The organism is Rhodococcus sp. 008 (genome assembly GCF_001682295.1).
Taxonomy (GTDB): Bacteria; Actinomycetota; Actinomycetes; order Mycobacteriales; family Mycobacteriaceae; genus Rhodococcus_F; species Rhodococcus_F qingshengii.
In genome coordinates this window covers 6479116-6504277 of the sequence record NZ_CP012749.1, presented here as the reverse complement: position 1 = coordinate 6504277, position 25162 = coordinate 6479116, and the positions used below count along the sequence as shown (strand labels likewise).

The window sequence follows — 25162 nt, the reverse complement described above, 5'->3', positions numbered from 1 at the left end:
GATGGCTGAGATGACCGTAGAACTCGTTGCCGTCGAGCAGCGCTTGTGGTCTGGTTCGGCGACGCTGGTCAGCGCTCAGACCACCGAGGGTGAAATCGGAATCATGCCTGGGCATGAGCCGGTCCTCGGCCAGCTGATCGAGGGCGGAACCGTGTCGATCACCTCGGTCGACGGCGAGCGTATCGTTGCTGCGGTACACGGAGGATTTCTCTCCGTCACTGCGACGACGGTGACGATCCTTGCCGAGTCCGCGGACATGGCACAGGACATCGACGTCGAGGCAGCCAAGGCTGTCTTGGCCGAGAACTCGGGCGACCTCGAAGCGATTGCGGTCGCCAAGGGTCAGCTCCGGGCCGTCGAGCGCGCGTAAGTTACTCGAGTAAAGCCGCGACGGGAGCCGACGAACAGTGACATTCGGAATGACTGTGTTGATCATTCTGGTTGTGCTGCTCGCGGTTCTCGTCGCGGCTTTTCTGTATCGTCTGCTGGTTCTGCGTCGCGGCGGTACCGCTGCACTGCTTCGTGTTCTGCCATCCCCGGGGGACAGCGGGTGGCGTCACGGAATCATTCGCTACGGCGAAAGCACCTTTGTCTTTTTCAAACTGTCGAGTCTGCGGCCGGGCCCGGACTCCAGGATTGATCGTCAAGGAATCGAGGTCGAGAGCCGTCGCTCTCCCTCGGGTACCGAATTCGACATCATGAGCGACGACATCGTCGTGGTCAAGGTCAACGACGGCTCGTCGGCCTACGAAATCGCTTTGGATAGTGGAGCATTGACAGCGTTCCTGTCCTGGGTGGAATCGCGGCCGGACGGGCGCGCCCGTAGGCGACGCACCGCCTGACCTGTTCCGCTCAAGCCCCGGCGCCGGGCTTCCAGAGCACATCGCCTTCAGGATTTGCCACTCTTCCCATGATGAAGAGCAGATCCGACAATCTGTTGAGGTATTTCGCGGGGAGCACGCTCGTGTCCTCCGGGTTCGCATCGATGGCGGACCAAGCCGCACGCTCCGCACGCCGCGAGACGGTTCTTGCTACGTGAAGCAGGGCTCCCAAGGCGGTTCCGCCCGGCAGAATGAACGAATTCAACGGTGCCAGTTGCTCATTGAGTTCATCGCACCATCCTTCGAGTCGATCGATGTAGGACTGAGTCACTCGTAGCGGCGGGTACTTCGGGTTCTCGACCACGGGGGTGGACAAGTCGGCCCCTGCGTCGAAAAGGTCGTTCTGGATCTGGCGCAGCATTGCGAGGAGATTCTCCGGGGGAGTGCCGAGGGCAACGGCCACACCGATCGCTGCATTGGTCTCGTCGCAATCTGCGTAGGCGATCAGACGCGGATCGTTCTTGGACACGCGGGAAAAATCGCTGAGGCCCGTGGTCCCGTCGTCGCCGGTCCGGGTGTAGATCTTCGTCAGGTGAACAGACATAGGGCTACGGTACCGGCGCGGTGCCGACGAGGTTGTGGCTCTAGGCTGTGAACCGTGAGTGAGCACTTTCTTGTGACCGGGGGTAACCGCCTCGAAGGTGAAGTACTGGTGGGAGGGGCCAAGAACAGTGTGCTGAAGCTGATGGCCGCGGCGCTGTTGGCCGAAGGCACCACTGTCGTGACCAACTGCCCGGACATTCTCGACGTACCGCTGATGGCGGACGTTCTGCGAGGTCTGGGCTGCGAAGTCGAACTCGAAGATTCCGAAGTGCGGATCACGACGCCGGCCGAGCCGAAGTATCACGCTGACTTCGATGCGGTGAAACAGTTCCGAGCGTCAGTGTGTGTTCTCGGTCCGCTGGTCGCGCGTTGTAGACGCGCTGTTGTTGCCTTGCCTGGCGGTGACGCCATCGGTTCGAGGCCCCTCGACATGCACCAATCCGGGCTCCGCCTGTTGGGTGCGCGCAGCGAGATCGAACACGGATGTGTAGTGGCCGAGGCAGACGACCTGCATGGAGCGAACATCCGCCTGGTCTTCCCGTCTGTGGGTGCAACCGAGAACATCTTGATGGCAGCGGTCCTCGCCCGTGGTGAGACAGTGATCGACAACGCTGCACGTGAGCCCGAGATCGTGGATCTGTGCAACATGCTCAACGAGATGGGCGCCAAGGTATCTGGCGGCGGAAGTTCGACGCTCACCATTCAAGGCGTCCGCAAGTTGGAACCGACTACGCACCGTGTCATCGGCGATCGGATCGTCGCTGCAACGTGGGGTGTCGCGGCATCCATGACCAGGGGTGACGTCCGCGTTCGTGGGGTGAACCACAAGCATCTCGGACTGGTCCTCGACAAGCTTCGGACGGCCGGCGCGGAGGTGACTCCCGAGGTTGACGGTTTCCGCGTCATTCAGCGTGAACGGCCTAAAGCGGTCAATTTCGCAACATTGCCGTACCCCGGATTCCCGACCGACCTGCAGCCGATGGCAATCGGTTTGGCTGCGGTTGCCGAAGGCACGTCGATGATCACCGAGAACGTATTCGAATCGCGTTTCCGATTTGTCGAGGAAATGATCCGACTCGGCGCCGACGCTCGTACTGACGGTCACCATGCGGTGATCCGCGGAGTTCCGGTGTTGTCGAGTGCACCGGTGTGGTCTTCGGACATTCGGGCAGGCGCCGGGCTCGTGCTTGCGGGGTTGGTTGCGGACGGAACCACCGAAGTTCACGACATCTTCCACATCGACCGTGGGTACCCGCGATTCGTCGAGAATCTCCGTGGACTCGGGGGAGTGATCGAGCGGGTGGGCTCCGACTAGGTATCGGTGCTCGGCGTCACACTCGGGTCTATTCGCGATTGGCAGATAGGCGCAACAGTCTGACCTGGCCTTAGCCGGCCAATCGCTGTAGTGACCAGGCGATTTGTGAATTGATTGAAGGTTCGCGTAACTTATTCCAAGTCAGAGCGACACGGACACCGACTCCCGCCTTTACGGCGAGTGACACGAGGTTGTACGAAGTGCCTGACCAAAATCTGAAGTAGTTTCCATCGTGTATGGTTGTGCTTCACCTCCAGTTCTTCCCCGAATGTTCAGCGGTTTGCGCCGATGATCATGATGGGATAGGCTGGAAAAGTTGCCCCGGAGCGGCGGCCATAGGGTCGTGGTGATGGTGTGTGCGTGTTCTTTGAGAACTCAACAGTGTGTCGATGAATGTCAGTGCCAAAATTTTTTTTGGTACTTCACATCCGCGAATGGTCAACCGCCTCTTGGGGTTTGGTTGGTTTGTGTGTGGTGTGAGTATTTTTCGTCGGTGATTGTTCATTCTTCTGTCTGAATGGTTGCCGACACATTTTTTGCTAGTTGAGTTTTTTTGCTAGTGGTTTGACTCTTTTTGTCTATGACTGATTAGCCGGCCTTCGGGTTGGTGATATCTAGAGTCTTCAACGGAGAGTTTGATCCTGGCTCAGGACGAACGCTGGCGGCGTGCTTAACACATGCAAGTCGAGCGGTAAGGCCTTTCGGGGTACACGAGCGGCGAACGGGTGAGTAACACGTGGGTGATCTGCCCTGCACTTCGGGATAAGCCTGGGAAACTGGGTCTAATACCGGATATGACCTCCTATCGCATGGTGGGTGGTGGAAAGATTTATCGGTGCAGGATGGGCCCGCGGCCTATCAGCTTGTTGGTGGGGTAATGGCCTACCAAGGCGACGACGGGTAGCCGACCTGAGAGGGTGACCGGCCACACTGGGACTGAGACACGGCCCAGACTCCTACGGGAGGCAGCAGTGGGGAATATTGCACAATGGGCGAAAGCCTGATGCAGCGACGCCGCGTGAGGGATGACGGCCTTCGGGTTGTAAACCTCTTTCAGCAGGGACGAAGCGCAAGTGACGGTACCTGCAGAAGAAGCACCGGCTAACTACGTGCCAGCAGCCGCGGTAATACGTAGGGTGCAAGCGTTGTCCGGAATTACTGGGCGTAAAGAGTTCGTAGGCGGTTTGTCGCGTCGTTTGTGAAAACCAGCAGCTCAACTGCTGGCTTGCAGGCGATACGGGCAGACTTGAGTACTGCAGGGGAGACTGGAATTCCTGGTGTAGCGGTGAAATGCGCAGATATCAGGAGGAACACCGGTGGCGAAGGCGGGTCTCTGGGCAGTAACTGACGCTGAGGAACGAAAGCGTGGGTAGCGAACAGGATTAGATACCCTGGTAGTCCACGCCGTAAACGGTGGGCGCTAGGTGTGGGTTCCTTCCACGGAATCCGTGCCGTAGCTAACGCATTAAGCGCCCCGCCTGGGGAGTACGGCCGCAAGGCTAAAACTCAAAGGAATTGACGGGGGCCCGCACAAGCGGCGGAGCATGTGGATTAATTCGATGCAACGCGAAGAACCTTACCTGGGTTTGACATATACCGGAAAGCTGCAGAGATGTGGCCCCCCTTGTGGTCGGTATACAGGTGGTGCATGGCTGTCGTCAGCTCGTGTCGTGAGATGTTGGGTTAAGTCCCGCAACGAGCGCAACCCCTATCTTATGTTGCCAGCACGTTATGGTGGGGACTCGTAAGAGACTGCCGGGGTCAACTCGGAGGAAGGTGGGGACGACGTCAAGTCATCATGCCCCTTATGTCCAGGGCTTCACACATGCTACAATGGCCAGTACAGAGGGCTGCGAGACCGTGAGGTGGAGCGAATCCCTTAAAGCTGGTCTCAGTTCGGATCGGGGTCTGCAACTCGACCCCGTGAAGTCGGAGTCGCTAGTAATCGCAGATCAGCAACGCTGCGGTGAATACGTTCCCGGGCCTTGTACACACCGCCCGTCACGTCATGAAAGTCGGTAACACCCGAAGCCGGTGGCTTAACCCCTTGTGGGAGGGAGCCGTCGAAGGTGGGATCGGCGATTGGGACGAAGTCGTAACAAGGTAGCCGTACCGGAAGGTGCGGCTGGATCACCTCCTTTCTAAGGAGCTTCTCCAATGTCAGGGTTCACACAGGTGAATTACTGGTTGGCAGAGACCGTTTCGGACACGATGTTGTCCGGCGGTTGCTCATGGGTGGATCGCTGACAAACTTGATCGTCGTACGGTTTCTCCTCTGTGGGAAACCGACGAACAATATATCGGCATACTGTTGGGTCCTGAGAGAACACGCGAGTGTTTCCTCGAAGGAAGTAACGACAACACTGGAATGTGGGTCATACCGCGGAGTTGCATTGATTTCGGTCAGTGTTTTCTTCGGCTGGTGCTCACGGGAGTTCTGGGGTTGTGTGTTGTTTGAGAACTGCACAGTGGACGCGAGCATCTTTGTTGTAAGTAATGAAGAGCGTACGGTGGATGCCTTGGCACCAGGAGCCGATGAAGGACGTAGGAGGCTGCGATAAGCCTCGGGGAGCTGTCAACCGAGCTGTGATCCGAGGATGTCCGAATGGGGAAACCCAGCACGAGTGATGTCGTGTTACCCGCGCCTGAATATATAGGGCGTGTGGAGGGAACGTGGGGAAGTGAAACATCTCAGTACCCACAGGAAGAGAAAACAACCGTGATTCCGTGAGTAGTGGCGAGCGAAAGCGGAAGAGGCTAAACCATGGGTGTGTGATAGCCGGCAGGCGTTGCATTCGTGGGGTTGTGGGGTTCATTTTGTCTGTTCTGCCGAGCAGGCCAACAGTAAGAAATCACAGGGTTAGTGGAAGTGGTCTGGAACGGCCTGTCGTAGAGGGTGAGAATCCCGTACACGAAAACTTTGTGACTGTTGTAATGGAAACCCAAGTAGCACCGGGCCCGTGAAATCTGGTGTGAATCTGTCGGGACCACCCGATAAGCCTGAATACTCCCTGGTGACCGATAGCGGACTAGTACCGTGAGGGAAAGGTGAAAAGTACCCCGGGAGGGGAGTGAAATAGTACCTGAAACCGTGCGCTTACAATCCGTCAGAGCCTTCGAGCAGTTTACTGCTGGGGGTGATGGCGTGCCTTTTGAAGAATGAGCCTGCGAGTTAGTGGCATGTCGCGAGGTTAACCCGTGTGGGGTAGCCGTAGCGAAAGCGAGTCCGAATAGGGCGATCGTAGTGGCATGCTCTAGACCCGAAGCGGAGTGATCTACCCATGGCCAGGTTGAAGCGACGGTAAGACGTCGTGGAGGACCGAACCCACTTAGGTTGAAAACTGAGGGGATGAGTTGTGGGTAGGGGTGAAAGGCCAATCAAACTCCGTGATAGCTGGTTCTCCCCGAAATGCATTTAGGTGCAGCGTCGCGTGTTTCTCACCGGAGGTAGAGCTACTGGATGGTCTAGGGGGCCCACAAGCTTACCGAAATCAGCCAAACTCCGAATGCCGGTGAGTGAGAGCGCGGCAGTGAGACTGCGGGCGATAAGGTTCGTAGTCGAGAGGGAAACAGCCCAGATCGCCAGCTAAGGTCCCTAAGCGTGTACTAAGTGGAAAAGGATGTGGGGTCGCGAAGACAACCAGGAGGTTGGCTTAGAAGCAGCCACCCTTGAAAGAGTGCGTAATAGCTCACTGGTCAAGTGATCCTGCGCCGACAATGTAGCGGGGCTCAAGTACACCACCGAAGCTGCGGCATTCACGCAATAGCCCCCAGTTGATCCAAGGATTTTCTGGCAGGTGTGTGGATGGGTAGGGGAGCGTCGTGTGGCCATGGAAGCGGCAGGGTGACCTAGCCGTGGAGGCCACACGAGTGAGAATGCAGGCATGAGTAGCGAAAGACGAGTGAGAAACTCGTCCGCCGAATGACCAAGGGTTCCTGGGCCAGGTTAATCCGCCCAGGGTGAGTCGGGACCTAAGACGAGGCCGACAGGCGTAGCCGATGGACAACGGGTTGATATTCCCGTACCCGTGTGAACGCGCCCATGGTGAATCAGTGATACTAACCATCCTGAAGCCACGAGAAGACCTTCGGGTCTCGAGTTGGTGGATGCATGGGACCTGATCTGGTAGTAGCCAAGCGATGGGGTGACGCAGGAAGGTAGCTGAGCCAGTCAGTGGTAATACTGGTGTAAGCGTGTAGGGCGTGACCTAGGCAAATCCGGGTCGCACATAGCCTGAGACGTGATGCGTAGCCGATTGAGGCGAATTCAGTGATCCTATGCTGCCGAGAAAAGCCTCTAGCGAGCTTTCACACGGCCCGTACCCCAAACCGACACAGGTGGTCAGGTAGAGAATACTAAGGCGATCGAGATAACTATGGTTAAGGAACTCGGCAAAATGCCCCCGTAACTTCGGGAGAAGGGGGGCCCTGTCTGGTGACGACATTTACTGTCTGAGCTGGGTGGGGCCGCAGAGACCAGTGAGAAGCGACTGTTTACTAAAAACACAGGTCCGTGCGAAGTCGTAAGACGATGTATACGGACTGACGCCTGCCCGGTGCTGGAAGGTTAAGAGGACCGGTTAGTTCCTTCGGGAGCGAAGCTGAGAATTTAAGCCCCAGTAAACGGCGGTGGTAACTATAACCATCCTAAGGTAGCGAAATTCCTTGTCGGGTAAGTTCCGACCTGCACGAATGGCGTAACGACTTCTCAGCTGTCTCAACCGTAGACTCGGCGAAATTGCATTACGAGTAAAGATGCTCGTTACGCGCGGCAGGACGAAAAGACCCCGGGACCTTCACTACAGCTTGGTATTGGTGTTCGGTTCGGTTTGTGTAGGATAGGTGGGAGACTGTGAAACGGTGACGCCAGTTATCGTGGAGTCGTTGTTGAAATACCACTCTGATCGAATTGGACCTCTAACCTCGGACCATGATCTGGTTCAGGGACAGTGCCTGGTGGGTAGTTTAACTGGGGCGGTTGCCTCCCAAAATGTAACGGAGGCGCCCAAAGGTTCCCTCAGCCTGGTTGGCAATCAGGTGTCGAGTGCAAGTGCACAAGGGAGCTTGACTGTGAGACTGACAGGTCGAGCAGGGACGAAAGTCGGGACTAGTGATCCGGCACCGGCAAGTGGAAGCGGTGTCGCTCAACGGATAAAAGGTACCCCGGGGATAACAGGCTGATCTTCCCCAAGAGTCCATATCGACGGGATGGTTTGGCACCTCGATGTCGGCTCGTCGCATCCTGGGGCTGGAGTAGGTCCCAAGGGTTGGGCTGTTCGCCCATTAAAGCGGCACGCGAGCTGGGTTTAGAACGTCGTGAGACAGTTCGGTCTCTATCCGCCGCGCGCGTTAGAAACTTGAGGAAGGCTGTCCCTAGTACGAGAGGACCGGGACGGACGAACCTCTGGTGTGCCAGTTGTTCCGCCAGGAGCACCGCTGGTTAGCTACGTTCGGAAGGGATAACCGCTGAAAGCATCTAAGCGGGAAGCCTGTTCCAAGATGAGGTTTCTCACCCCCTCGAGGGGGTAAGGCCCCCGGCAGACCACCGGGTTGATAGGCCAGAACTGGAAGTGCAGTAATGCATGCAGGTGACTGGTACTAATAGGCCGAGGACTTACCACAAAGAAGCTACGCGTCCACTGTGCGGTATCTGAAACAACACACAGATACTGATGAGAACATGTTTTCTCCATCCCCCAACACCAGAAACTGGTGTTGACGGGTGGTGAAACCAGGTGATCAGAAGAAGGTTACTGTGACAGTTTCATAGAGTTACGGCGGTCATAGCGAAGGGGAAACGCCCGGTCCCATTCCGAACCCGGAAGCTAAGCCCTTCAGCGCCGATGGTACTGCACTCGACAGGGTGTGGGAGAGTAGGACACCGCCGAACACACATTAGAGAAGCCCCCCAACCAGTACTGGTTGGGGGGCTTTCTCGTACCCAAAACACCCCCGACTTCGAGCGAACGGTACGTTCGTCGCCTCAGATCGACCGAACGCACCGTTCGCACCATCAAGGGGCGGGAGCACCCCCGCCGGCACCCCCGCATCGAGTGAACGACACTCTCACCCTCTTCAACGAGATGAACGGTACGTTCACACCATCAGGGGCGGGAACACGACTGAGGACGACAGGCGCTTTGCCCGGATCAGTCGATGCCGTCGGCGGTGGCAGTCGCATACTTCGGCCGGCCAGCCGGCAGATACCTCTGAATCGTCACGCCCTTTGATGTGGCTCGCGATTCGGCCAGCTGGAGTGCGATGTCCGGTCCGGTGTCGGGAAACAGTCGCGTGCCCTGGCCTACCACCACCGGAACGATCAGCAGGATCATCTCGTCGACAAGATCGTTCGCGAAAAGCCAGCGGCACAGGGCGCCACTGCCGTGCACCTGAAGCTCACCGCCGGGTCTGGCTGTCAGTTCGCCGAGAGCGATGGCGGTGTCACCTGAAAGGGCTGTCGTGTTCTTCCATTCCGGATCGGTGAGCGTCGTCGACGCAAGGTACTTGGGCCGCGAATTCAGTGCGCTTGCAATGGGGTTGACGTCGGGATTCTCGAACGCGCCCCAATAGCCGGCGAAGATCTCGTACGTGTGTCGCCCGAACAGGAACGCGTCAGCTCGCTGGTAGACCTGGACGAGATAGTCCATGGCTTCGGTGTCCACCAATGGCGCGGACCAGCCGCCCCGCTCGAATCCGCCACGGCGATCTTCGTCCGGCCCACCGAGTCCTTGCATCACCCCGTCGAGAGTGACGATGGTAAAGGTCGTCAGTTTCATAGTCGTACCCATCTCCCAGGCGTCGTCGGATTTTCGCTGTGCCGATATAGACCGTCGAGAAGCGGGAAAGTCATCGAGCGAACGTGGCGTTGATCGCCTTGGATCGACCGAACGTGCCGTTCGCTCAGGGGGGGAGGTGGGGTCAGGGCTGAACGGGCACGGAGTCTGACGGGCTGGTCTCGGACTCCAGGGCGTCGCACGGAATCGCGAGCTCGGTCTGTTCGAGGCGGCCGCGAAGGGTGATGCTCTCGGTGATCGACCACTGTGCAGCCTCGGCACTGTCAGCGGCAGCCACAGCCCGACCGGATGCGGCGACGTTACCCGGAACCGTCTTGGCGACCTCGGACAGTCGCGCCGCTTCGTTGACGGGATCACCGATGACGGTGTACTCGAATCTCTCTCGCGCACCGACGTTCCCGGCTACGGCAACACCTGCGGCGACGCCGATTCCCGCGCTCACTTCCGGTACCTCGGCACGCAGGCGCTGCTGAATCTTGCGGGCAGCGGCGAGTGCGCTGCCGGCGTGATCGTCGAGTGTCGTCGGCGCTCCGAAGATCGCCAGCGCTGCGTCGCCCTCGAACTTGTTCACGAATCCGCCGTGCGCGTCGACCTCGTCGACTATGACGTCGAAGAAACGGTTGAGTAGAGCGACCACCGCCGTAGGGGAGTTGGTGGCCGCGATGGTGGTCGATCCGATGACGTCGACGAAGAGTACGGCAACGTCACGTTCTTCACCGCCGAGTTCCGGGTTTCGGCGAACCGCGTTTGCGGCAACCTCGTGTCCGACGTGACGCCCGAAGAGGTCGCGTATTCGCTCTCGCTCGCGCAGACCCTCGGCCATGCGATTGAAGCCGGCCTGCAGTAGTCCCAGTTCCGTTCCGTCGTACACGACGACGGACGCGGTGAGGTCGCCACGGGTGACTTGTTCCATTCCTCGTCGCACGGACCGAATGGGGGCCGCGGCGGACCGAATGTTGATGTATGTCAGCCCGAGTCCGACGCACAGAGTGATCCCGCCGATGACGAGGATGGCGATCGCGAGGGCTTGCCACGATGCAGGCCGGATGAAGCTGAAGACCGCCACGAGCATCAAGCCGGTGACGGGGACTCCGCTTCCGAGCAGCCAGACGAGGATTGTCCGGCCGGTCAGTCCGAGAACGGCAGCCTTGCGGGGTGCTCCGGATTCGAGTGCACGCGCAGCAATCGGGCGGAGTGCGAACTCGCTGAGCAGGTAGCAGAAAGCGCACGTGGTGATACCGCTGAAAGCCACGGTGAACAGAACTTTCGGAATAGTGTCGGGGTCGACGATTCCGTACATGGTCGTGAAGGTGATGAGCGCGGCCGTCCACAGGACGGCTTGCACTCGGGTCAGTCGCCACGGCCCGCGCAGCGCCGCGCGTTGATTCTGCTCTGTCGGTGGGTGATCCTCGGTGGCCCATCGAAGATCCCGCATCAGCCGTTTGGTGCCCCACAGAAGTCCGATGAGAAAGACACACCCGATGAAGACGGGCACGGCAATGAAGTTGATCCATGCGAATTCGGGGTGGATGATCTCGGGTCCGGGAACCACGAATCCGATGAGCACGATCGCCAGTACCGCTCCGATCAGGTTTGTGACCAGGAGGGGCGCGGTGAGTAGTGCCTGGACGCGGATTCGGCGGCGCCTGGGGCTTTCGTCGGTGGATCCGAGCAGCCACGACCCCAGGGGCGCACTCGGGACACGGCTTCGCTGCATAGTGTGTCGAGAGTAGTCGTAATGATCGCTTAGGGTGGTCCGGTGCGCCTAGTTATTGCTCGTTGCCGTGTCGACTATGTGGGACGCCTGACCTCCCACCTCCCTACCGCAAGACGACTGCTGTTGGTCAAAGCCGACGGCTCGGTCAGTATCCATGCCGACGATCGGGCGTACAAGCCGCTCAACTGGATGAGTCCGCCGTGCTGGTTGGTCGAGACCACCGGGGACGGCGACGACATCCTGTGGGTCGTCACCAACAAGGCGGGCGAGGAACTGCGGATCACTCTCGAAGAGGTCGAGCACGATTCGTCGTATGAACTTGGTCTCGATCCGGGATTGATCAAGGACGGTGTCGAGGCACACCTTCAAGAACTTCTGGCGGAGCATGTCGAGACACTCGGCCCCGGCTACACGTTGGTGCGGCGTGAGTACATGACGGCCATCGGGCCGGTCGATCTTCTGGTCCGAGACGCGGACGGTGCATCGGTGGCGGTGGAGATCAAGCGTCGCGGTGAGATCGACGGCGTCGAGCAGTTGACGCGCTACCTCGAATTGCTCAACCGCGATCCGCTGCTCGCGCCGGTCACGGGAGTTTTTGCAGCGCAACAGATCAAGCCGCAGGCAAAGACTTTGGCCAACGACCGTGGGATCCGTTGCCTGGTCCTTGACTACGAGGCCTTGCGGGGCACCGAAAGCACCGAGTTCCGCCTCTTCTGACGCTGTTTAGACTCGAACCATGCCGCGCCGCAAACCTTCGCCGAAGCAAACCCGTCGAACGGATACTCGGCGTGCTCGGGATTCGAGCGCGGAGTCGGCGTCACCAAGCGGCGTGTTGTTCGGCGGAGCGCTGGTCCGGGAGGAACCCGGGCCGGGCGGTGAAATGTACATGGTCAGGCCGATACCCGGCTCCAACGCGACGAAGTTCTATCGATGCCCCGGTTGTGATCACGACATCAGACCCGGCGTCGCTCACGTGGTGACGTGGCCTTCGGAACCGGGCGGCGCGAACGAGCGTCGACACTGGCACACCGGATGCTGGTCAGGCCGCGGTACGCGCAGCCTGACCAGACGGTGGTCCTGAGCGTCGATCAGTTCCTGGACTGGGCTCGCTGCTCGACGGCGCGGGTGTCGATCTCGGCGGTGTTCGTCTCGTCCGAGTCCTCGAGAACGTCGTCTTCGTCGATACTCGGTTCTGATTTGACCTTATCTGAGTCGACCGGATCTGCGTCGGCCTTCTTGTCTTCGATCTCGAGATCTTCCTCGGCTTCGACGATGACCGGAGCGGGCGGTGCATCGAGGAGTTCGCTCTCCCGGTTGACCGATGCGAGCATAGCCGGAACCGAATCGAGTTGTCCGCGAATACCCAAGAGCTGAGCCAGGATTCGGCCTCGGAGAACGCGCAGTTCTTCGGTGAGTTCCTTCGCGTGAGCGATCTTGCGCTCTGACTGATCAGTGGCGGCCTGCAGCCTGCGCTGGGCCTCGTGCGACGCATCGGCGAGTCGACGCTCGGCCTCTGCTTTGCTCGACGACTCCAGCTCGTTGACGGCGGCGACGACCTTGGCGCGGCGCTCCGACATCGAGATGTCGAAGTCTTCGCGGATCTGAGTGCGCTTGGCCTCGGACTCGGCAGCCAGTCGATCCCGCTCGGCCTGCGCGGCTTCGACGATCCGGGCGGCTTCGGTACGGGCCTGCGCCATGGTCTGCTCGTGCATGGTTTCCATCGCGTTGCGACGGTCCTCGAGTTCGGCGATCAGCGACTCGTAGTGACCACGAAGGCGGGCGCCGTCCTGTTCGGCGATGGAGGTCATCTCGGCTGCGTCGGCCTCGGCCTTCGCGCGCACCTCCGAGGCCTCGTCGGAGGCAAGGCGCAGCATGCGGCTGATGCGATCGCTCATGCCCTCCGCAGTGGTGGGCGGTACCGAGAGGCGGTCGACGTCCTTGCGGAGGTCGTCGATGTCGTCGCGTGCATCGTCGAGCTGCTTGGCGAGGTCACGGGCCTGCGCAGCGGCAGCATCACGATCAGCCGCGGTAACTCGCAGCTCCGCGTCGAATCGCTCGAAGTAGTTGCGTACCTCGTCGCGGTCGTATCCCTTCCGTGCGATCTGGAACGGAAGTTGGATCGAACCGCGGTCCTGCTCGTATGCCATGGCGACAATCTACCTGGCATACGAGCTGGAGTCGGGTCTGCTAGTGGCTCGCGTCGGGTTCGACCAGTTCCACCAGGACGCCGCCGGCGTCCTTCGGGTGGATGAAGTTGATGCGCGAGTTGGCCGTACCGCGTCGGGGAGCGTCGTACAGCAACCGAACCCCGCGGTCGCGAAGCTCGGCGGAGATGGCGTCGATGTCGGTGACCCGGTAGGCGAGCTGCTGGAGGCCGGGGCCGCTTCGGTCGATGAACTTGGCGATGGTCGAGTTCTCGTCCAGAGGCGCGAGCAGCTGAACGGCAGTGGATCCGGCGGGGGAGCCGACGACGGAGAGCATGGCCTCACGCACGCCCTGCGATTCGTTGATTTCCTCGTGGGTCGACACCATGCCCAGGTGCTGCGTGTACCACTCGATTGCCACGTCGAGATCGGGCACCGCGATTCCGACGTGATCGATCGCGACGACGAGGTCGGACGACAAAGGTGCGAGTGCAGAACTGGGGGAGGTCTGTGTCATACCTTTCACGGTAGCGCTACCGTTTGAGGAGTACACGTCGGGATGTGACTTGGCTCTTAGGCCGCACGGAACCGACGACTATCTCTCTTTTGCAGCCGGAGGAAATCGTGACCAGTTCTGTGATTGTTGCGGGAGCTCGTACCCCGATGGGTCGACTCCTCGGATCGTTGAAAGACCTCTCCGGGTCCGACCTCGGCGGCATCGCCATCAAAGGCGCCCTCGACAAGTCCTCAGTCGCACCCGAACAGGTCGACTACGTCATCATGGGACAGGTCCTCACCGCCGGCGCCGGCCAGATGCCCGCCCGCCAAGCCGCCGTCGCCGCCGGCATCCCCATGAACGTCCCCGCCCTGAGCATCAACAAAGTGTGCCTCTCCGGCATCGACGCCATCGCCCTCGCCGACCAACTCATCCGCGCCGGCGAATTCGACATCGTCGTCGCCGGCGGGCAGGAATCGATGTCCCGCGCACCCCACATGCTCGAAAAAAGCCGCGAAGGCTTCAAATACGGCGACGTCACCCTCCGCGACCACATGGCCTACGACGGCCTCCACGACATCTTCACCGACCAGGCCATGGGCCTGCTCACCGAACAAGTCAACCAACAAGAAACCACCCACATCACCCGCGCCGAGCAGGACGCCTTCGCCGCCGCCTCACACCAGAACGCGGCCCGCGCCTGGAAAGACGGCCTCTTCGACAACGAAGTCGTCCCCGTCTCCATCCCCCAACGCAAGGGCGAGCCCATCGTCTTCGCCCAGGACGAAGGCATCCGCGCCGACACCACCACCGAATCCCTCGGCAAACTGCGTCCCGCGTTCAGCAAGGACGGCACCATCACCGCCGGCTCCGCCTCCCCGATCTCCGACGGCGCCGCCGCCGTGATCGTGATGAGCAAAACCAAAGCCGAAGAACTCGGCCTGACCTGGATCGCGGAAATCGGCGCCCACGGCGTCGTCGCCGGACCCGACTCCACCCTCCAGTCCCAACCCGCCCGGGCCATCGCCAAAGCCTGCGCGAAGGAAGGCATCGACCCCACCGACCTCGACCTCGTCGAAATCAACGAAGCATTCGCCGCCGTCGGGATCGCCTCCACCCGCGAACTCGGCCTCGACCCCGCCAAGGTCAACGTCAACGGCGGCGCCATCGCCGTCGGCCACCCCCTCGGCATGTCCGGCGCCCGCATCGCCCTGCACCTCGCCCTCGAACTGCAACGCCGCGGCGGCGGCATCGGCGCAGCCGCACTCTGCGGCGGCGGCGGACAAGGCGACGCACTCATCATCCGCGTCCCCAAGGCCTGAGTGTCTAAATACACCTGAACCAGCGCTCTCGCTCTGCGACGCCCCGTGGTTTTCCTCACACAACTACGGGGCGTCGTAGTTGTTCGGGCACAATGGCCTCATGGCGAACATCTTTGACGTATCCACTCCCGCGAAACGCTTCCGTCTGGTGGCGTGGTGGGAAGCTGTGACCTGGGCGGCCTTGCTGGTTGCCATGTTCTTCAAGTGGGTCCTCGGACACGAAGAAGCGATTCGCATCCCCGGAATGGTCCACGGAACCGCCGGCTTCCTGGTGTTCATCGTTGTTGCACTCCTGACCGCGTGGTCGCTCAAGTGGGACGTCAAGACCACGATCCTTGCGCTGATCTCGAGCGTTCCGCCCTTCGGCACCGTCATCTTCGAACGCTGGGCAGTGCGAAACGGCAAGCTCGGTGAGCTGTCCACGGAGTTCGAGGCGTCCAAGGGCAACGCGGCGCTCGTCTGAGTGCTGCATCCCTCTACGTAGCTTCTCGCAACTCGTGACAAACTGGGAGCCGTGACTCGACCAGGTTCCAGGCCCCCCGCGCGTTCGTCCGCAGTTGCTGCCGCCATGAGCGGCGCAGTCGACTTGTCCGCCTTCAAAGAGCGGGCCACGGCCCCACCACCGCCGCGTAACACCAGCGGCGACGGGGCCGTTTCTGCTGTCTCCGGGGCAGTGATCGAGGTGACCGAGGAGAACTTCGAAAGCGAAGTCCTGCTGAAGTCGAGCCAGGTGCCGGTGATCGTCAACATCGGTGGCCGCGCATACGAGCCCTCGGTCGTATTCACCGAAGTTCTCGAATCATTTGCAGCGCGAGCCGGCGGCAAGTGGATTCTTGCCAACGTCGACGTCGACGTGAGCCCTCGTATCGCGCAGGCATTCGGTGTCCAGTCGGTTCCGACGGTTGTTGCTGTCGCGGCTGGTCAGCCGTTGGCCGATTTTCAGGGCGCTCAGCCAGAGGCGCAGCTCAGCCAGTGGTTCGACGCAGTCCTCCAAGCTGTCGAGGGCAAGTTGAGTGGGCCGGTCTCCGACGCGGACGAACCGGTGGAGGCGGTCGAGGATCCTCGCTTCGTGGCCGCTGAAACCGCGCTGGACGAGGGCGATCTCGACGCCGCCATCGCTGCGTACCAGGAAATTCTCGACGCCGAACCCAACAATGCGGAGGCCAAGAGCGCTGTCCGCCAGGTGAAGTTCATGGCTCGGGTTCAGGGTGTCGATCCCGAGTCGATTGCGGCCGCGGATGCTGATCCGTCCGATCTCGAACTGCAGTTCGCTGCGGCCGACCTGGAAATGTTCGCCCAGCAACCCGAGGCGTCGTTCGCCCGCTTGATCTCGGTGGTCTCGCGAACTGCCGGCGACGACAAGGCAGCCGCTCGGACGCGCCTGCTCGAACTGTTCGAACTGTTCGACCCGGCAGAACCGATCGTCATCGCGGCCCGTCGTAAGTTGGCTTCCGCTCTCTACTGACGTGTGGACCGGCAGTCGCTACTCCGTGTAGCGGCTGTCGCACACTTCCCGGCCACCGAGAACGCCGGTCCGGAACGCGTCGACACGTGCGAACCCGCTCGGGACCGTCTCACCGTTGACGTCACTGGCAGCCAGGCCGTCGGTCAGCAGCCCCGATACGGCTTCGTCGAGGTCGCCGGGGGAGAGTGTGACCTGTGCTCCGGACGCCGCGGCGTTGGTGGGACTGAGCGCTGCGGTGATGACGCCGGACAGGCAGGCGGCGCGCAGGGCAGTCTGCGGAGTGTCGAGCGATTGGCCGTTCTCCTTCTGCATCGCGAGGGTGTACCTCGACGCGAGCAGGACATAGGCGTTGTAGTCACCGGTGATGTTGGTCTGGATCAACTCGCGTCGCCCGACGCGACCCGGCGTGCCGCGCTCGGCAAGGTCGTCGACGCTGATTCCGATGGTGTTCGTCGACGGGCAGTACGAGACGGGTTCGGTCGCAACGGCATCGCTGCACCCGGTGTCTGCGCCGGTGAACACGACCTTCGGTGGCTGCGGTAGATCGAAGATCGCTTGGAAGGTCTTCACGAACTCGTCGAGAGTTGCCTCGGTGACGGGCAGTTCTCCGGAATCGTTGCCCTCGGCGAACTGCTGCGGGAGGTCTGCACGTCGTGACTCGATTTCGTCGGCGTCCATCTTCGCGCACGCACCGGCGCCGTCGGTGAAGCCGATCTGAGTGGCGGTGACGCGCTCGAACGCCGAACCATGGTGGCTCTCAGGATCATTAGGGTCTTCGTCGCGGATGGCGACCGCCGACGCCAACACCTTGTTGAGTCCGTCGGAGGTGTTCATCGTGAAGTGCGCGGCCTTGTCCTCGGCGACGTGCCGCAAGAAGGCGCCACCGAAACAGTCGGCTTGCTGTTCGCGCACCAGGGCTGCGTCTCGTTTACCGCCGACGATCCCGGCCTTGCGTTGAACGGCATGGCCGTACTCGTGCGCAAAGATGAACGCGACGGCCACTTCACCGAACTTCTCCCGCACCTCGGGCAGCAGCAATTCACGATCCCAACCGATGGTGTGATCGATGCTGCAGTACCCGGCGTTGATGAGTTCTTCGGTGGTCTCCTCACAGAAGTCCGGGCCGTTCGATTCGGTGGGGTCCCACGAGATCAGCTCGTCGACCGGTTCGAAGGGCTTGTCGAACAGAGCCGGGTACTCGGCGGCCCAGTAGGTTTCGATGTCTGTGATGGCGTTGGCTGCCAGCGCGTCGATGTCCCCGCCGTCGGTGCCGGTGATTGCTCGGTCGGCGTTGGGGGCTCCCGGACGCAACCCACTTGGTCCTGCCGTTGCGTCGAGTCCGGCGACGCGGAAGGGATCGTGATAAATCGAGACGGCGTGGCCACTCGTTCCCTGGGCACAACCGGCGAGCAGTGCGGCCACTGCCAACAGTGACGACGTGACAATGACTACTCGCCGGCCGACCATCAACGCTCCAGACTTATCCAAATCGCTCCAGCAGCTGGCAGCGCCACCTGTGCGGAGGCTGGCCGACCGTGCCACGAATGCGACGTTGCTGTGACCGCTCCGAGGTTCCCGACTCCGGAGCCGCCGTACACCTCGGCATCGGTGTTGAGAATTTCCACCCATCGGCCGGGCTCTGGTAGCCCGACGCGGTAGCTCGAGTGCTCACTGCCCGAGAAGTTGAACAGGCAGGCGACAATCGAACCGTCAGTACCGTAACGCAGAAAACTGAGGACGTTGTTCTCGGTGTCGTTGGCGTCGATCCAGGAGTATCCACCGGGCGAGGTGTCGAGGGTCCACATGGCCGGATGACGTCGGTACGCGGAGTTGAGATCGCCGACCAGTCGCTGGACGCCGCGATGGAGAGTGCCGGTGTACTGATCGTCGAGCTGCCACCAGTCGAGGCCGCGTTCTTCCGACCATTCCGCACTCTGACCGAATTCCTGTCCCATGAACAGCAGTTGCTTGCCTGGATGCGCCCACATGTATGCAAGCAGTGAGCGCAGGCCGGACGCCTTGGCGAAGTCGTTCCCGGGCATCCGGGTCCACAGAGTTCCTTTGCCGTGCACCACTTCGTCATGGCTGATCGGTAGCAGGTAGTTCTCACTCCACGCGTACATCAGTGAGAACGTGATCTCGTGATGGTGGTAGGTCCGGTGTACCGGGTCGTGACCGAGGAACCCGAGGGTGTCGTGCATCCACCCCATGTTCCACTTCATGTTGAATCCGAGGCCGCCGACATTGGTCGCCCGAGTGACTCCGGGCCACGCCGTCGACTCCTCGGCGACGGTGACGACTCCTCGATGGTTCTTGTGGACGGTGGCGTTCATCTCCTGCAGGAACGCAACGGCTTCGAGATTCTCGCGGCCGCCGTGAATGTTGGGAGTCCATCCACCTTCCGGGCGTGAGTAATCCAGGTACAGCATCGATGCGACGGCGTCGACGCGCAGTCCGTCGATGTGGAACTCCTCGAGCCAGAAGAGCGCGTTGGCGACGAGGAAGTTCCGCACCTCGCGGCGACCGAAGTCGAATACGTATGTGCCCCAGTCCAACTGCTCGCCGCGACGCGGATCGGCGTGCTCGTACAGGGGAGTTCCGTCGAAACGAGCCAGGGCCCACTCGTCTTTGGGGAAGTGTGCAGGCACCCAGTCGACGATGACACCTATCCCTGCGGCGTGCAGGTGGTCGACGAACCAGCGGAAGTCGTCCGGGGTGCCGAAGCGGGAGGTCGGTGCGTAGTACGAGGTGACCTGGTATCCCCACGATCCACCGAACGGATGCTCGGAGACGGGCAGCAGTTCGACGTGGGTGAATCCGGTTTCGGTGACGTAGACGGCGAGTTGCTCGGCCATCTGCCGGTAGTCGAGTCCCGGACGCCACGATCCGAGGTGCACCTCGTACACGCTCATCGGGGACTGCGAAGGATCGACACCGGCGCGGGTTTCGAGCCAGGCCGCGTCGTTCCACTCATGCGAACTGGTGGTCACTCGCGACGCCGTCGCCGGCGGGACCTCGGTACCGAATGCCATGGGATCGGCCTTGTCGCGAACGGAGCCGTCGTGGCCGTGGACCCGGAACTTGTACAGCGAACCGACTGCGATGTCGGGCAGGAAGAGTTCCCAGACCCCAGTGGATCCGAGGACTCGCATGGGGGCGAATTGCCCACTCCACCCGTCGAAGTCGCCGACGACGGTCACGCCGCGGGCGGCCGGAGCCCAGACGGCGAACGAGGTGCCGTCGACGGGGCCGTCCGGTGTCTCGTACGAACGCGGATGTGCACCGAGGATGTCCCACAGTCGTTCGTGCCGACCTTCGCCGAACAGGTGTAGGTCGAGTTCACCGAGAGTAGGCAGGAACCGGTAAGGGTCGGCTGCGAGAACCGTGTGTCCACCCGGGTACGTCACGGAATAGCGATAGTCGATCAGGTCGGGGTAGGGGACCAGAGCCGCGAAGATTCCGTTCGAAACATGTTCGAGAGGAAAGTTTTTGCCGCCGATGACGGCACTGACGGACTCGGCGTTGGGACGCAACGCTCGCAGAACGGTGCCGTCGGCGTGGGGATGGGCGCCGAGGACACTGTGCGGATCGTGATGTTCACCGCGCGCCAACAGCTCCAGATCGTGATTGTCCGGTGCGATACCCGAAGGGAACTTCTCGGTTGACATCACTTGCCTCCACCTGCGCGGTGCGCATTGCGTGCTTGGTAGGCCAGAGAGATCCGGGCCGGATACGGAACGGGTGGGAGCGCGAGGATGTGCGCCACCGAACGCCAGGGCTCGAGGCGGACGAAATTGGCTTGGCCCCAATTGAACTGCTCACCGGTTACCTCGTCGAGCACGGTCATGTGGTCGTGCCATTCGCGTCCGAGCGCCGGCATGTCCAACCAGACGGTGCCCTCTTCTGCAGCGAACGGGTTGAGGTTGATCACCGTCAGGACGGCGTCACCGGTCGAGGCGTCGAACTTCGAGTAGGCGATCAACGCGTCGTTGTCGATGTGGTGAAAGTGCAGGTTCCGCAACTGTTGCAGGGCCGGATGTGCACGCCGGATGCGGTTGAGCGCGGTGATCCACGGCTCGAGAGACTCGCCTCGCGCTGCTGCTTCGGCGAAACGGCGCGGCCGAAGTTCGTACTTCTCGGAGTCGAGGTATTCCTCGCTGCCGGGGCGAACGGCTTGGTGTTCGTAGAGTTCGTAACCGGAGTAGACGCCCCACGTCGGCGCCAGGGTGGCGGCGAGAGCTGCTCGCAGTGCAAACATTCCGGGCCCACCGTGCTGGAGGGACTCGTGCAGGATGTCCGGCGTGTTCACGAAGAGGTTCGGTCGGGCTTCGTCGGCCTTCGCCGCCAGCTCGTTACCGAATTCGGTGAGCTCCCACTTCGCAACTCGCCAGGTGAAGTACGTGTACGACTGTGTGAACCCGCGCCGGGCAAGGCCGTACATGCGCGCCGGACGAGTGAAAGCCTCGGCGAGGAACAAGACGTCGGGGTCAGTTTTCTTGACCTCCGAGATGAGTGTCTCCCAGAAGTTGGGCGGCTTGGTGTGCGGGTTGTCGACACGAAAGATCTTGACGCCGGCACTGATCCAGTGTCGGACGACTCGCAAGATTTCCTTGTCCAGACCGCGAGGATCGGTGTCGAAGTTGATCGGGTAGATGTCCTGATACTTCTTGGGCGGGTTCTCGGCGTAGGCGATGGTGCCGTCGGGAAGGACGTTGAACCACTCCGGATGCTTCTTGGCCCATGGATGATCCGGGGCACACTGCAGCGCGAGATCCAGTGCCACTTCGAGATCGAGCTTGCGGGCCGCAGCGACGAAGGCCTTGAAGTCCTTGAGCGTGCCGAGTTGCGGGTGAACAGCGTCGTGCCCGCCGTCGACCGAGCCGATGGCCCACGGCGAGCCGACGTCACCGGGTTCGGGAGTGAGAGTGTTGTTGCGTCCCTTCCGGTTGATCTCGCCGATGGGATGGATCGGCGGAAGGTAGACGACGTCGAAACCCATTGCGGCGATGCGGGGTAGGTCTTCGGCCGAGGTTCGGAAAGTGCCGTGTTGCGGCACCCCGTTCTCGTCCCAACCGCCCGTCGAGCGGGGGAAGAACTCGTACCACGATCCGAACAGTGCACGGTTGCGATCGACGACGACGGGGTGGGACTCGCCCTTGGTGACCAGTTCACGGAGCGGAGTGGCGCGGAGCAGTTCGGCGACGTCGGAGGCGAAGGCCGGCGCGACGCGAGCAGTCAGCGCCTGATCGCTGCGCAGCGACGCCGTGACGGCCTCGAGCCTGGACCTGTTGCCCCGCGGTACCTCGTGCGCGGCCTGTTCGAACAGGCGCGCACCGATTTCCAGGTCGTTGGCCAACTCGGCCGCCCCCTGCCCGACGGCGAGCTTTGCTTCCACGGCGTGCTTCCAGGTGGCGATGGGATCGCTCCACGCCTCAATCCGAAATGACCACATGCCTTCGGCGGACGGTGTGAACACCGCGTCGACGGTGTCCGGTTCGGTGCCGGGGTCCATCGGAATGCGCAGCGGCTTGGTACCGCGCGGACCACGCACGACCAAAGTGGCGGAAATGGCGTCGTGGCCTTCTCGCCACACGGTTGCGTGCACTGGGAAGACTTCACCGACCACGGCCTTTGCCGGATAGTTACCCGAGATCTCGGGTACCACGTCGTCGATACCGAGGCGTCCTGACACGGGAAGCTCCATTTCTGATGATGGATCGCGGTAAAACGTTCTTTCGCCGGGTTCAACCGTAGTGGGTGCGGCGCCGGAGTGCTGATAACGACGAATTCGGGTCTGTCGGTGGTCAGGTCGGCTCGGCGTTCGGTTCCACCGGACAGAGTGCAAGGAACTCGACTAGGGTTCGCGGGGTGAAAGCCTTGCGTCGGTTCACTGTCCGAGCCCACCTTCCGGAGCGCCTCGCCGCGCTCGGCCCCCTGTCCACCAACCTTCGGTGGTCGTGGCATCCCGAGACACAGGATCTGTTCTCGCGACTCGACCCCGAACTCTGGCAAGCAGTCCAGTTCGATCCGGTCCGCATGCTCGGGGAAGTCGACCCCACCCGTCTCGACGAACTCAGCAGTGACGAGGCATTTCTCGGTGACCTCGACACTGCAGCAGCTGATCTCGACGCTTATCTGAGCACCCCGCGTTGGTATCAGTCCCAGCAGGCCAAGGGCGCATCGTCAGCCGGCGGAATTGCGTACTTCTCCATGGAGTTCGGAGTCAGCGAAGTTCTGCCCAACTACTCCGGTGGATTGGGCATCCTGGCGGGCGATCACCTCAAGGCCGCGTCCGACCTCGGGCTGCCGCTCATCGGCGTCGGACTGCTCTACCGATCCGGCTACTTCCGCCAGTCGCTGACCGCCGACGGTTGGCAGGCCGAGCACTACCCGCCGCACGACCCTCAAGGGTTGCCTCTTCGTTTGCTGACGGACGCAGGCCCGGCTTCCGAAGACGGATCGCCGGTCGTCATTCACGTCGCCATGCCCGGTGGCCGGGTGCTGCGTGCGCGAGTGTGGATCGCTCAGGTCGGACGAGTGCCGTTGCTGCTGCTCGATTCCGACATCGCCGAGAACGACGCGGATCTGCGCGGCGTCACGGACCGTCTCTACGGCGGGGACCAGGATCACCGCATCAAGCAGGAGATCCTCGCGGGTATCGGCGGCGTCCGCGCGGTGCGCGCCTACACCGCGGCGTACGGATTGCCCGATCCCGAGGTGTTCCACATGAACGAGGGGCATGCCGGATTCCTCGGCATCGAACGGATTCGGGAACTTGTCACCACCAGCGGTCTGGACTTCGATTCGGCTCTGGCCGCGGTCCGTGCCGGAACGGTCTTCACGACGCACACTCCGGTTCCCGCCGGAATCGACCGCTTCCCGGCGGATCTGGTCCGTCACTACTTCGGCGGAGCGAACGGCGAGAACGAATCGAGTTTGCTTCCCGGCCTGACCGTCGACCGCATCGTCGGGATGGGGCGTGAAGCCGATCCGTCGATCTTCAACATGGCGCACATGGGTCTTCGCCTGGGCCAGCGAGCCAACGGCGTCTCGAAGTTGCACGGCATCGTCAGCCGCGACATGTTCAACGGTCTCTGGCCGGGCTTCGACGCCGACGAGGTGCCGATCGGTTCGGTCACCAACGGTGTTCACGCGCCGACGTGGGCGGCGCCGGAGTGGATGGACGTGGCCAGGCGGATCGTCGGTCAGGAGCAACTCGAAGAAGCACGCGGGTGGGAGCGCCTGCACGAGTTGTCGGCAACCGAACTGTGGGAAACACGTAATGCGTTGCGCGGCAAGTTGGTCGACGAAGTTCGTCGTCGCGTCCGAGCGTCCTGGCTCGAACGCGGCGCGACCGAGGCCGAACTCGGCTGGACCACTGGAGTATTCGATCCCAACGTCTTGACAGTCGGGTTCGCGAGGCGCGTTCCGACGTACAAGCGGTTGACGCTGATGCTGCGTGATCCCGAGCGTCTGCGTGCGATGTTGCTCGACGAGAAACGTCCGGTGCAGTTGGTTGTGGCCGGCAAGTCGCACCCCGCCGACGACGGCGGTAAGGCACTCATCCAGCAGGTCGTGCGGTTCGCCGACGAAGCGGATGTGCGTCACCGCATCGTCTTCCTGCCTGATTACGACATGTCGATGGCCCGCTACTTGTACTGGGGCTGCGACGTGTGGCTCAACAACCCGCTTCGCCCACTCGAGGCGTGCGGTACTTCCGGCATGAAATCCGCGCTCAACGGCGGCCTCAACCTCTCCATTCGCGACGGATGGTGGGACGAGATGTACGACGGCGAGAACGGGTGGGCCATTCCGACGGCCGACGGTGTTCTCGACGACGTGCGGCGTGACGATCTGGAAGCCAGCGCCCTCTACGAACTTCTCGAGCACGCGGTACTGCCGACGTTCTACGACCGTGATGCAGCCGATCTGCCGACGCGCTGGGTCGAGAGGGTTCGCCACACCCTCGAGAATCTGGGCCCGAAGGTGTTGGCATCACGCATGGTTCGTGACTACGCCGTCGACTACTACGCCCCTTCGGCGGAATCAGCTCGAGCGGTAGTGGCGGATGATTTTGCCGGCGCGCGTGAGGTGGCCGAGTTCCGTCGCCGTATCGAGTCGCAGTGGCCGTCGGTCGCCGTCGAGCAGGTGGACGGTTCCGGCCTGCCGGACACTCCGGAGATCGGTGCGACCATCTCTTTGAAAGCCAAGGTCCGCCTCGGCGGCTTGTCGGTCTCGGATGTGGAGGTTCAGGCAGTCCTGGGACGCGTCAGCCCAGGCGAGGAACTCACCGACGTGGTGACGTTCCCGATGACACATTTCGGAACCGAGGACGGAGCCGAGATCTTCGAAGCCGAGGTTGCGCTTCCGGTCTCCGGCTCCGTGGGTTACACCGTGCGGGTGTTGCCGCATCACCGGTTGTTGGTCGATGCGTCCGAACTCGGGTTGGTGACCACTCCGAGCGTCTGACGTAATACATTCTGCC

General features: G+C 61.6%; 17 protein-coding genes and 3 rRNA genes. 12 read left to right on the top strand and 8 right to left on the bottom strand.

Annotated features, from left to right (window positions below; genetic code table 11):
* Position 1 precedes the first annotated feature (1 nt).
* Both AOT96_RS29980 and AOT96_RS29975 read left to right on the top strand, forming a co-directional pair.
* Complete coding sequence (locus AOT96_RS29980; protein WP_003941287.1) at positions 2 to 370, top strand: F0F1 ATP synthase subunit epsilon; 369 nt, start codon at positions 2 to 4, stop codon at positions 368 to 370.
* 49 nt (positions 371 to 419) lie between these two features.
* A complete protein-coding gene (locus AOT96_RS29975; RefSeq protein ID WP_029255703.1) occupies positions 420 to 842 on the top strand; it encodes a DUF2550 domain-containing protein in 423 nt (140 codons plus the stop codon).
* A 10-nt stretch (positions 843 to 852) separates the two neighbouring features.
* On the opposite strand, the gene AOT96_RS29970 is transcribed toward AOT96_RS29975, so the two are convergent.
* Positions 853 to 1425, bottom strand: a complete 573-nt coding sequence (locus tag AOT96_RS29970) for a cob(I)yrinic acid a,c-diamide adenosyltransferase (protein WP_003941362.1) — start codon at positions 1423 to 1425, stop codon at positions 853 to 855.
* A gap of 54 nt (positions 1426 to 1479) precedes the next feature.
* Here AOT96_RS29970 and murA point away from each other — a divergent pair, with 54 nt between their 5' ends.
* The 4 genes from murA to rrf all read left to right on the top strand — a co-directional run bounded on the left by murA (position 1480) and on the right by rrf (position 8629).
* On the top strand, positions 1480 to 2739 hold the full coding sequence (murA, locus tag AOT96_RS29965) for a UDP-N-acetylglucosamine 1-carboxyvinyltransferase (RefSeq protein WP_007726224.1): 1260 nt from the start codon (positions 1480 to 1482) through the stop codon (positions 2737 to 2739).
* 623 nt (positions 2740 to 3362) lie between these two features.
* Positions 3363 to 4880: ribosomal RNA gene (locus AOT96_RS29960) — 16S ribosomal RNA — on the top strand.
* 346 nt (positions 4881 to 5226) lie between these two features.
* Positions 5227 to 8361 (top strand): 23S ribosomal RNA (locus tag AOT96_RS29955).
* Positions 8362 to 8512: 151 nt separating this feature from the next.
* Positions 8513 to 8629, top strand: a 5S ribosomal RNA gene (gene rrf, locus AOT96_RS29950).
* Together the 16S, 23S and 5S rRNA genes form the textbook arrangement of a ribosomal RNA operon.
* A 259-nt stretch (positions 8630 to 8888) precedes the next feature.
* Here the strand turns inward: rrf and AOT96_RS29945 are convergent.
* Both AOT96_RS29945 and AOT96_RS29940 read right to left on the bottom strand, forming a co-directional pair.
* Positions 8889 to 9515, bottom strand: coding sequence for a dihydrofolate reductase family protein (locus tag AOT96_RS29945; protein WP_065352709.1), 627 nt, complete (start codon positions 9513 to 9515; stop codon positions 8889 to 8891).
* A 142-nt stretch (positions 9516 to 9657) separates the two neighbouring features.
* On the bottom strand, positions 9658 to 11250 hold the full coding sequence (locus tag AOT96_RS29940; protein ID WP_065352708.1) for an adenylate/guanylate cyclase domain-containing protein: 1593 nt from the start codon (positions 11248 to 11250) through the stop codon (positions 9658 to 9660).
* A 42-nt stretch (positions 11251 to 11292) separates the two neighbouring features.
* Here AOT96_RS29940 and nucS point away from each other — a divergent pair, with 42 nt between their 5' ends.
* Complete coding sequence (gene nucS, locus AOT96_RS29935) at positions 11293 to 11967, top strand: endonuclease NucS (protein ID WP_007733244.1); 675 nt, start codon at positions 11293 to 11295, stop codon at positions 11965 to 11967.
* A gap of 19 nt (positions 11968 to 11986) precedes the next feature.
* On the top strand, positions 11987 to 12331 hold the full coding sequence (locus AOT96_RS29930; protein WP_054828484.1) for a hypothetical protein: 345 nt from the start codon (positions 11987 to 11989) through the stop codon (positions 12329 to 12331).
* Positions 12332 to 12338: 7 nt separating this feature from the next.
* Here the strand turns inward: AOT96_RS29930 and AOT96_RS29925 are convergent, their stop codons facing one another.
* A complete protein-coding gene (locus AOT96_RS29925) occupies positions 12339 to 13397 on the bottom strand; it encodes a hypothetical protein (RefSeq protein WP_042452411.1) in 1059 nt (352 codons plus the stop codon).
* 40 nt (positions 13398 to 13437) lie between these two features.
* Entirely contained in the window at positions 13438 to 13911 is a 474-nt protein-coding gene (gene mce, locus AOT96_RS29920) for a methylmalonyl-CoA epimerase (protein WP_007733251.1), read from the bottom strand.
* Between the two features lie 107 nt (positions 13912 to 14018).
* Here mce and AOT96_RS29915 point away from each other — a divergent pair, with 107 nt between their 5' ends.
* From AOT96_RS29915 to AOT96_RS29905, 3 genes are all read left to right on the top strand, one after another.
* The gene (locus AOT96_RS29915) at positions 14019 to 15212 is read left to right on the top strand and encodes an acetyl-CoA C-acetyltransferase (protein ID WP_065352707.1); all 1194 of its coding nucleotides are present in this window, start codon (positions 14019 to 14021) and stop codon (positions 15210 to 15212) included.
* A 100-nt stretch (positions 15213 to 15312) separates the two neighbouring features.
* A complete protein-coding gene (locus tag AOT96_RS29910) occupies positions 15313 to 15675 on the top strand; it encodes a DUF3817 domain-containing protein (protein ID WP_003945330.1) in 363 nt (120 codons plus the stop codon).
* A gap of 105 nt (positions 15676 to 15780) precedes the next feature.
* Positions 15781 to 16677, top strand: a complete 897-nt coding sequence (locus AOT96_RS29905; RefSeq protein ID WP_065352706.1) for a co-chaperone YbbN — start codon at positions 15781 to 15783, stop codon at positions 16675 to 16677.
* A gap of 18 nt (positions 16678 to 16695) precedes the next feature.
* On the opposite strand, the gene AOT96_RS29900 is transcribed toward AOT96_RS29905, so the two are convergent.
* The 3 genes from AOT96_RS29900 to AOT96_RS29890 are packed head-to-tail and all read right to left on the bottom strand — an operon-like array spanning position 16696 to position 22369.
* The gene (locus tag AOT96_RS29900; protein ID WP_003945377.1) at positions 16696 to 18144 is read right to left on the bottom strand and encodes a neutral zinc metallopeptidase; all 1449 of its coding nucleotides are present in this window, start codon (positions 18142 to 18144) and stop codon (positions 16696 to 16698) included.
* A complete protein-coding gene (glgB, locus tag AOT96_RS29895; protein ID WP_003945366.1) occupies positions 18144 to 20345 on the bottom strand; it encodes a 1,4-alpha-glucan branching protein GlgB in 2202 nt (733 codons plus the stop codon). The genes AOT96_RS29900 and glgB overlap by 1 nt, the downstream gene beginning before the upstream one ends.
* The gene (locus AOT96_RS29890; RefSeq protein ID WP_030537901.1) at positions 20345 to 22369 is read right to left on the bottom strand and encodes an alpha-1,4-glucan--maltose-1-phosphate maltosyltransferase; all 2025 of its coding nucleotides are present in this window, start codon (positions 22367 to 22369) and stop codon (positions 20345 to 20347) included. Before AOT96_RS29890 ends, glgB begins: the two co-directional genes overlap by 1 nt.
* Positions 22370 to 22545: 176 nt before the next feature.
* Between AOT96_RS29890 and glgP the strand changes: the two genes are divergently transcribed.
* Positions 22546 to 25146, top strand: coding sequence for an alpha-glucan family phosphorylase (gene glgP, locus AOT96_RS29885; RefSeq protein ID WP_065352705.1), 2601 nt, complete (start codon positions 22546 to 22548; stop codon positions 25144 to 25146).
* Positions 25147 to 25162: the final 16 nt, after the last annotated feature.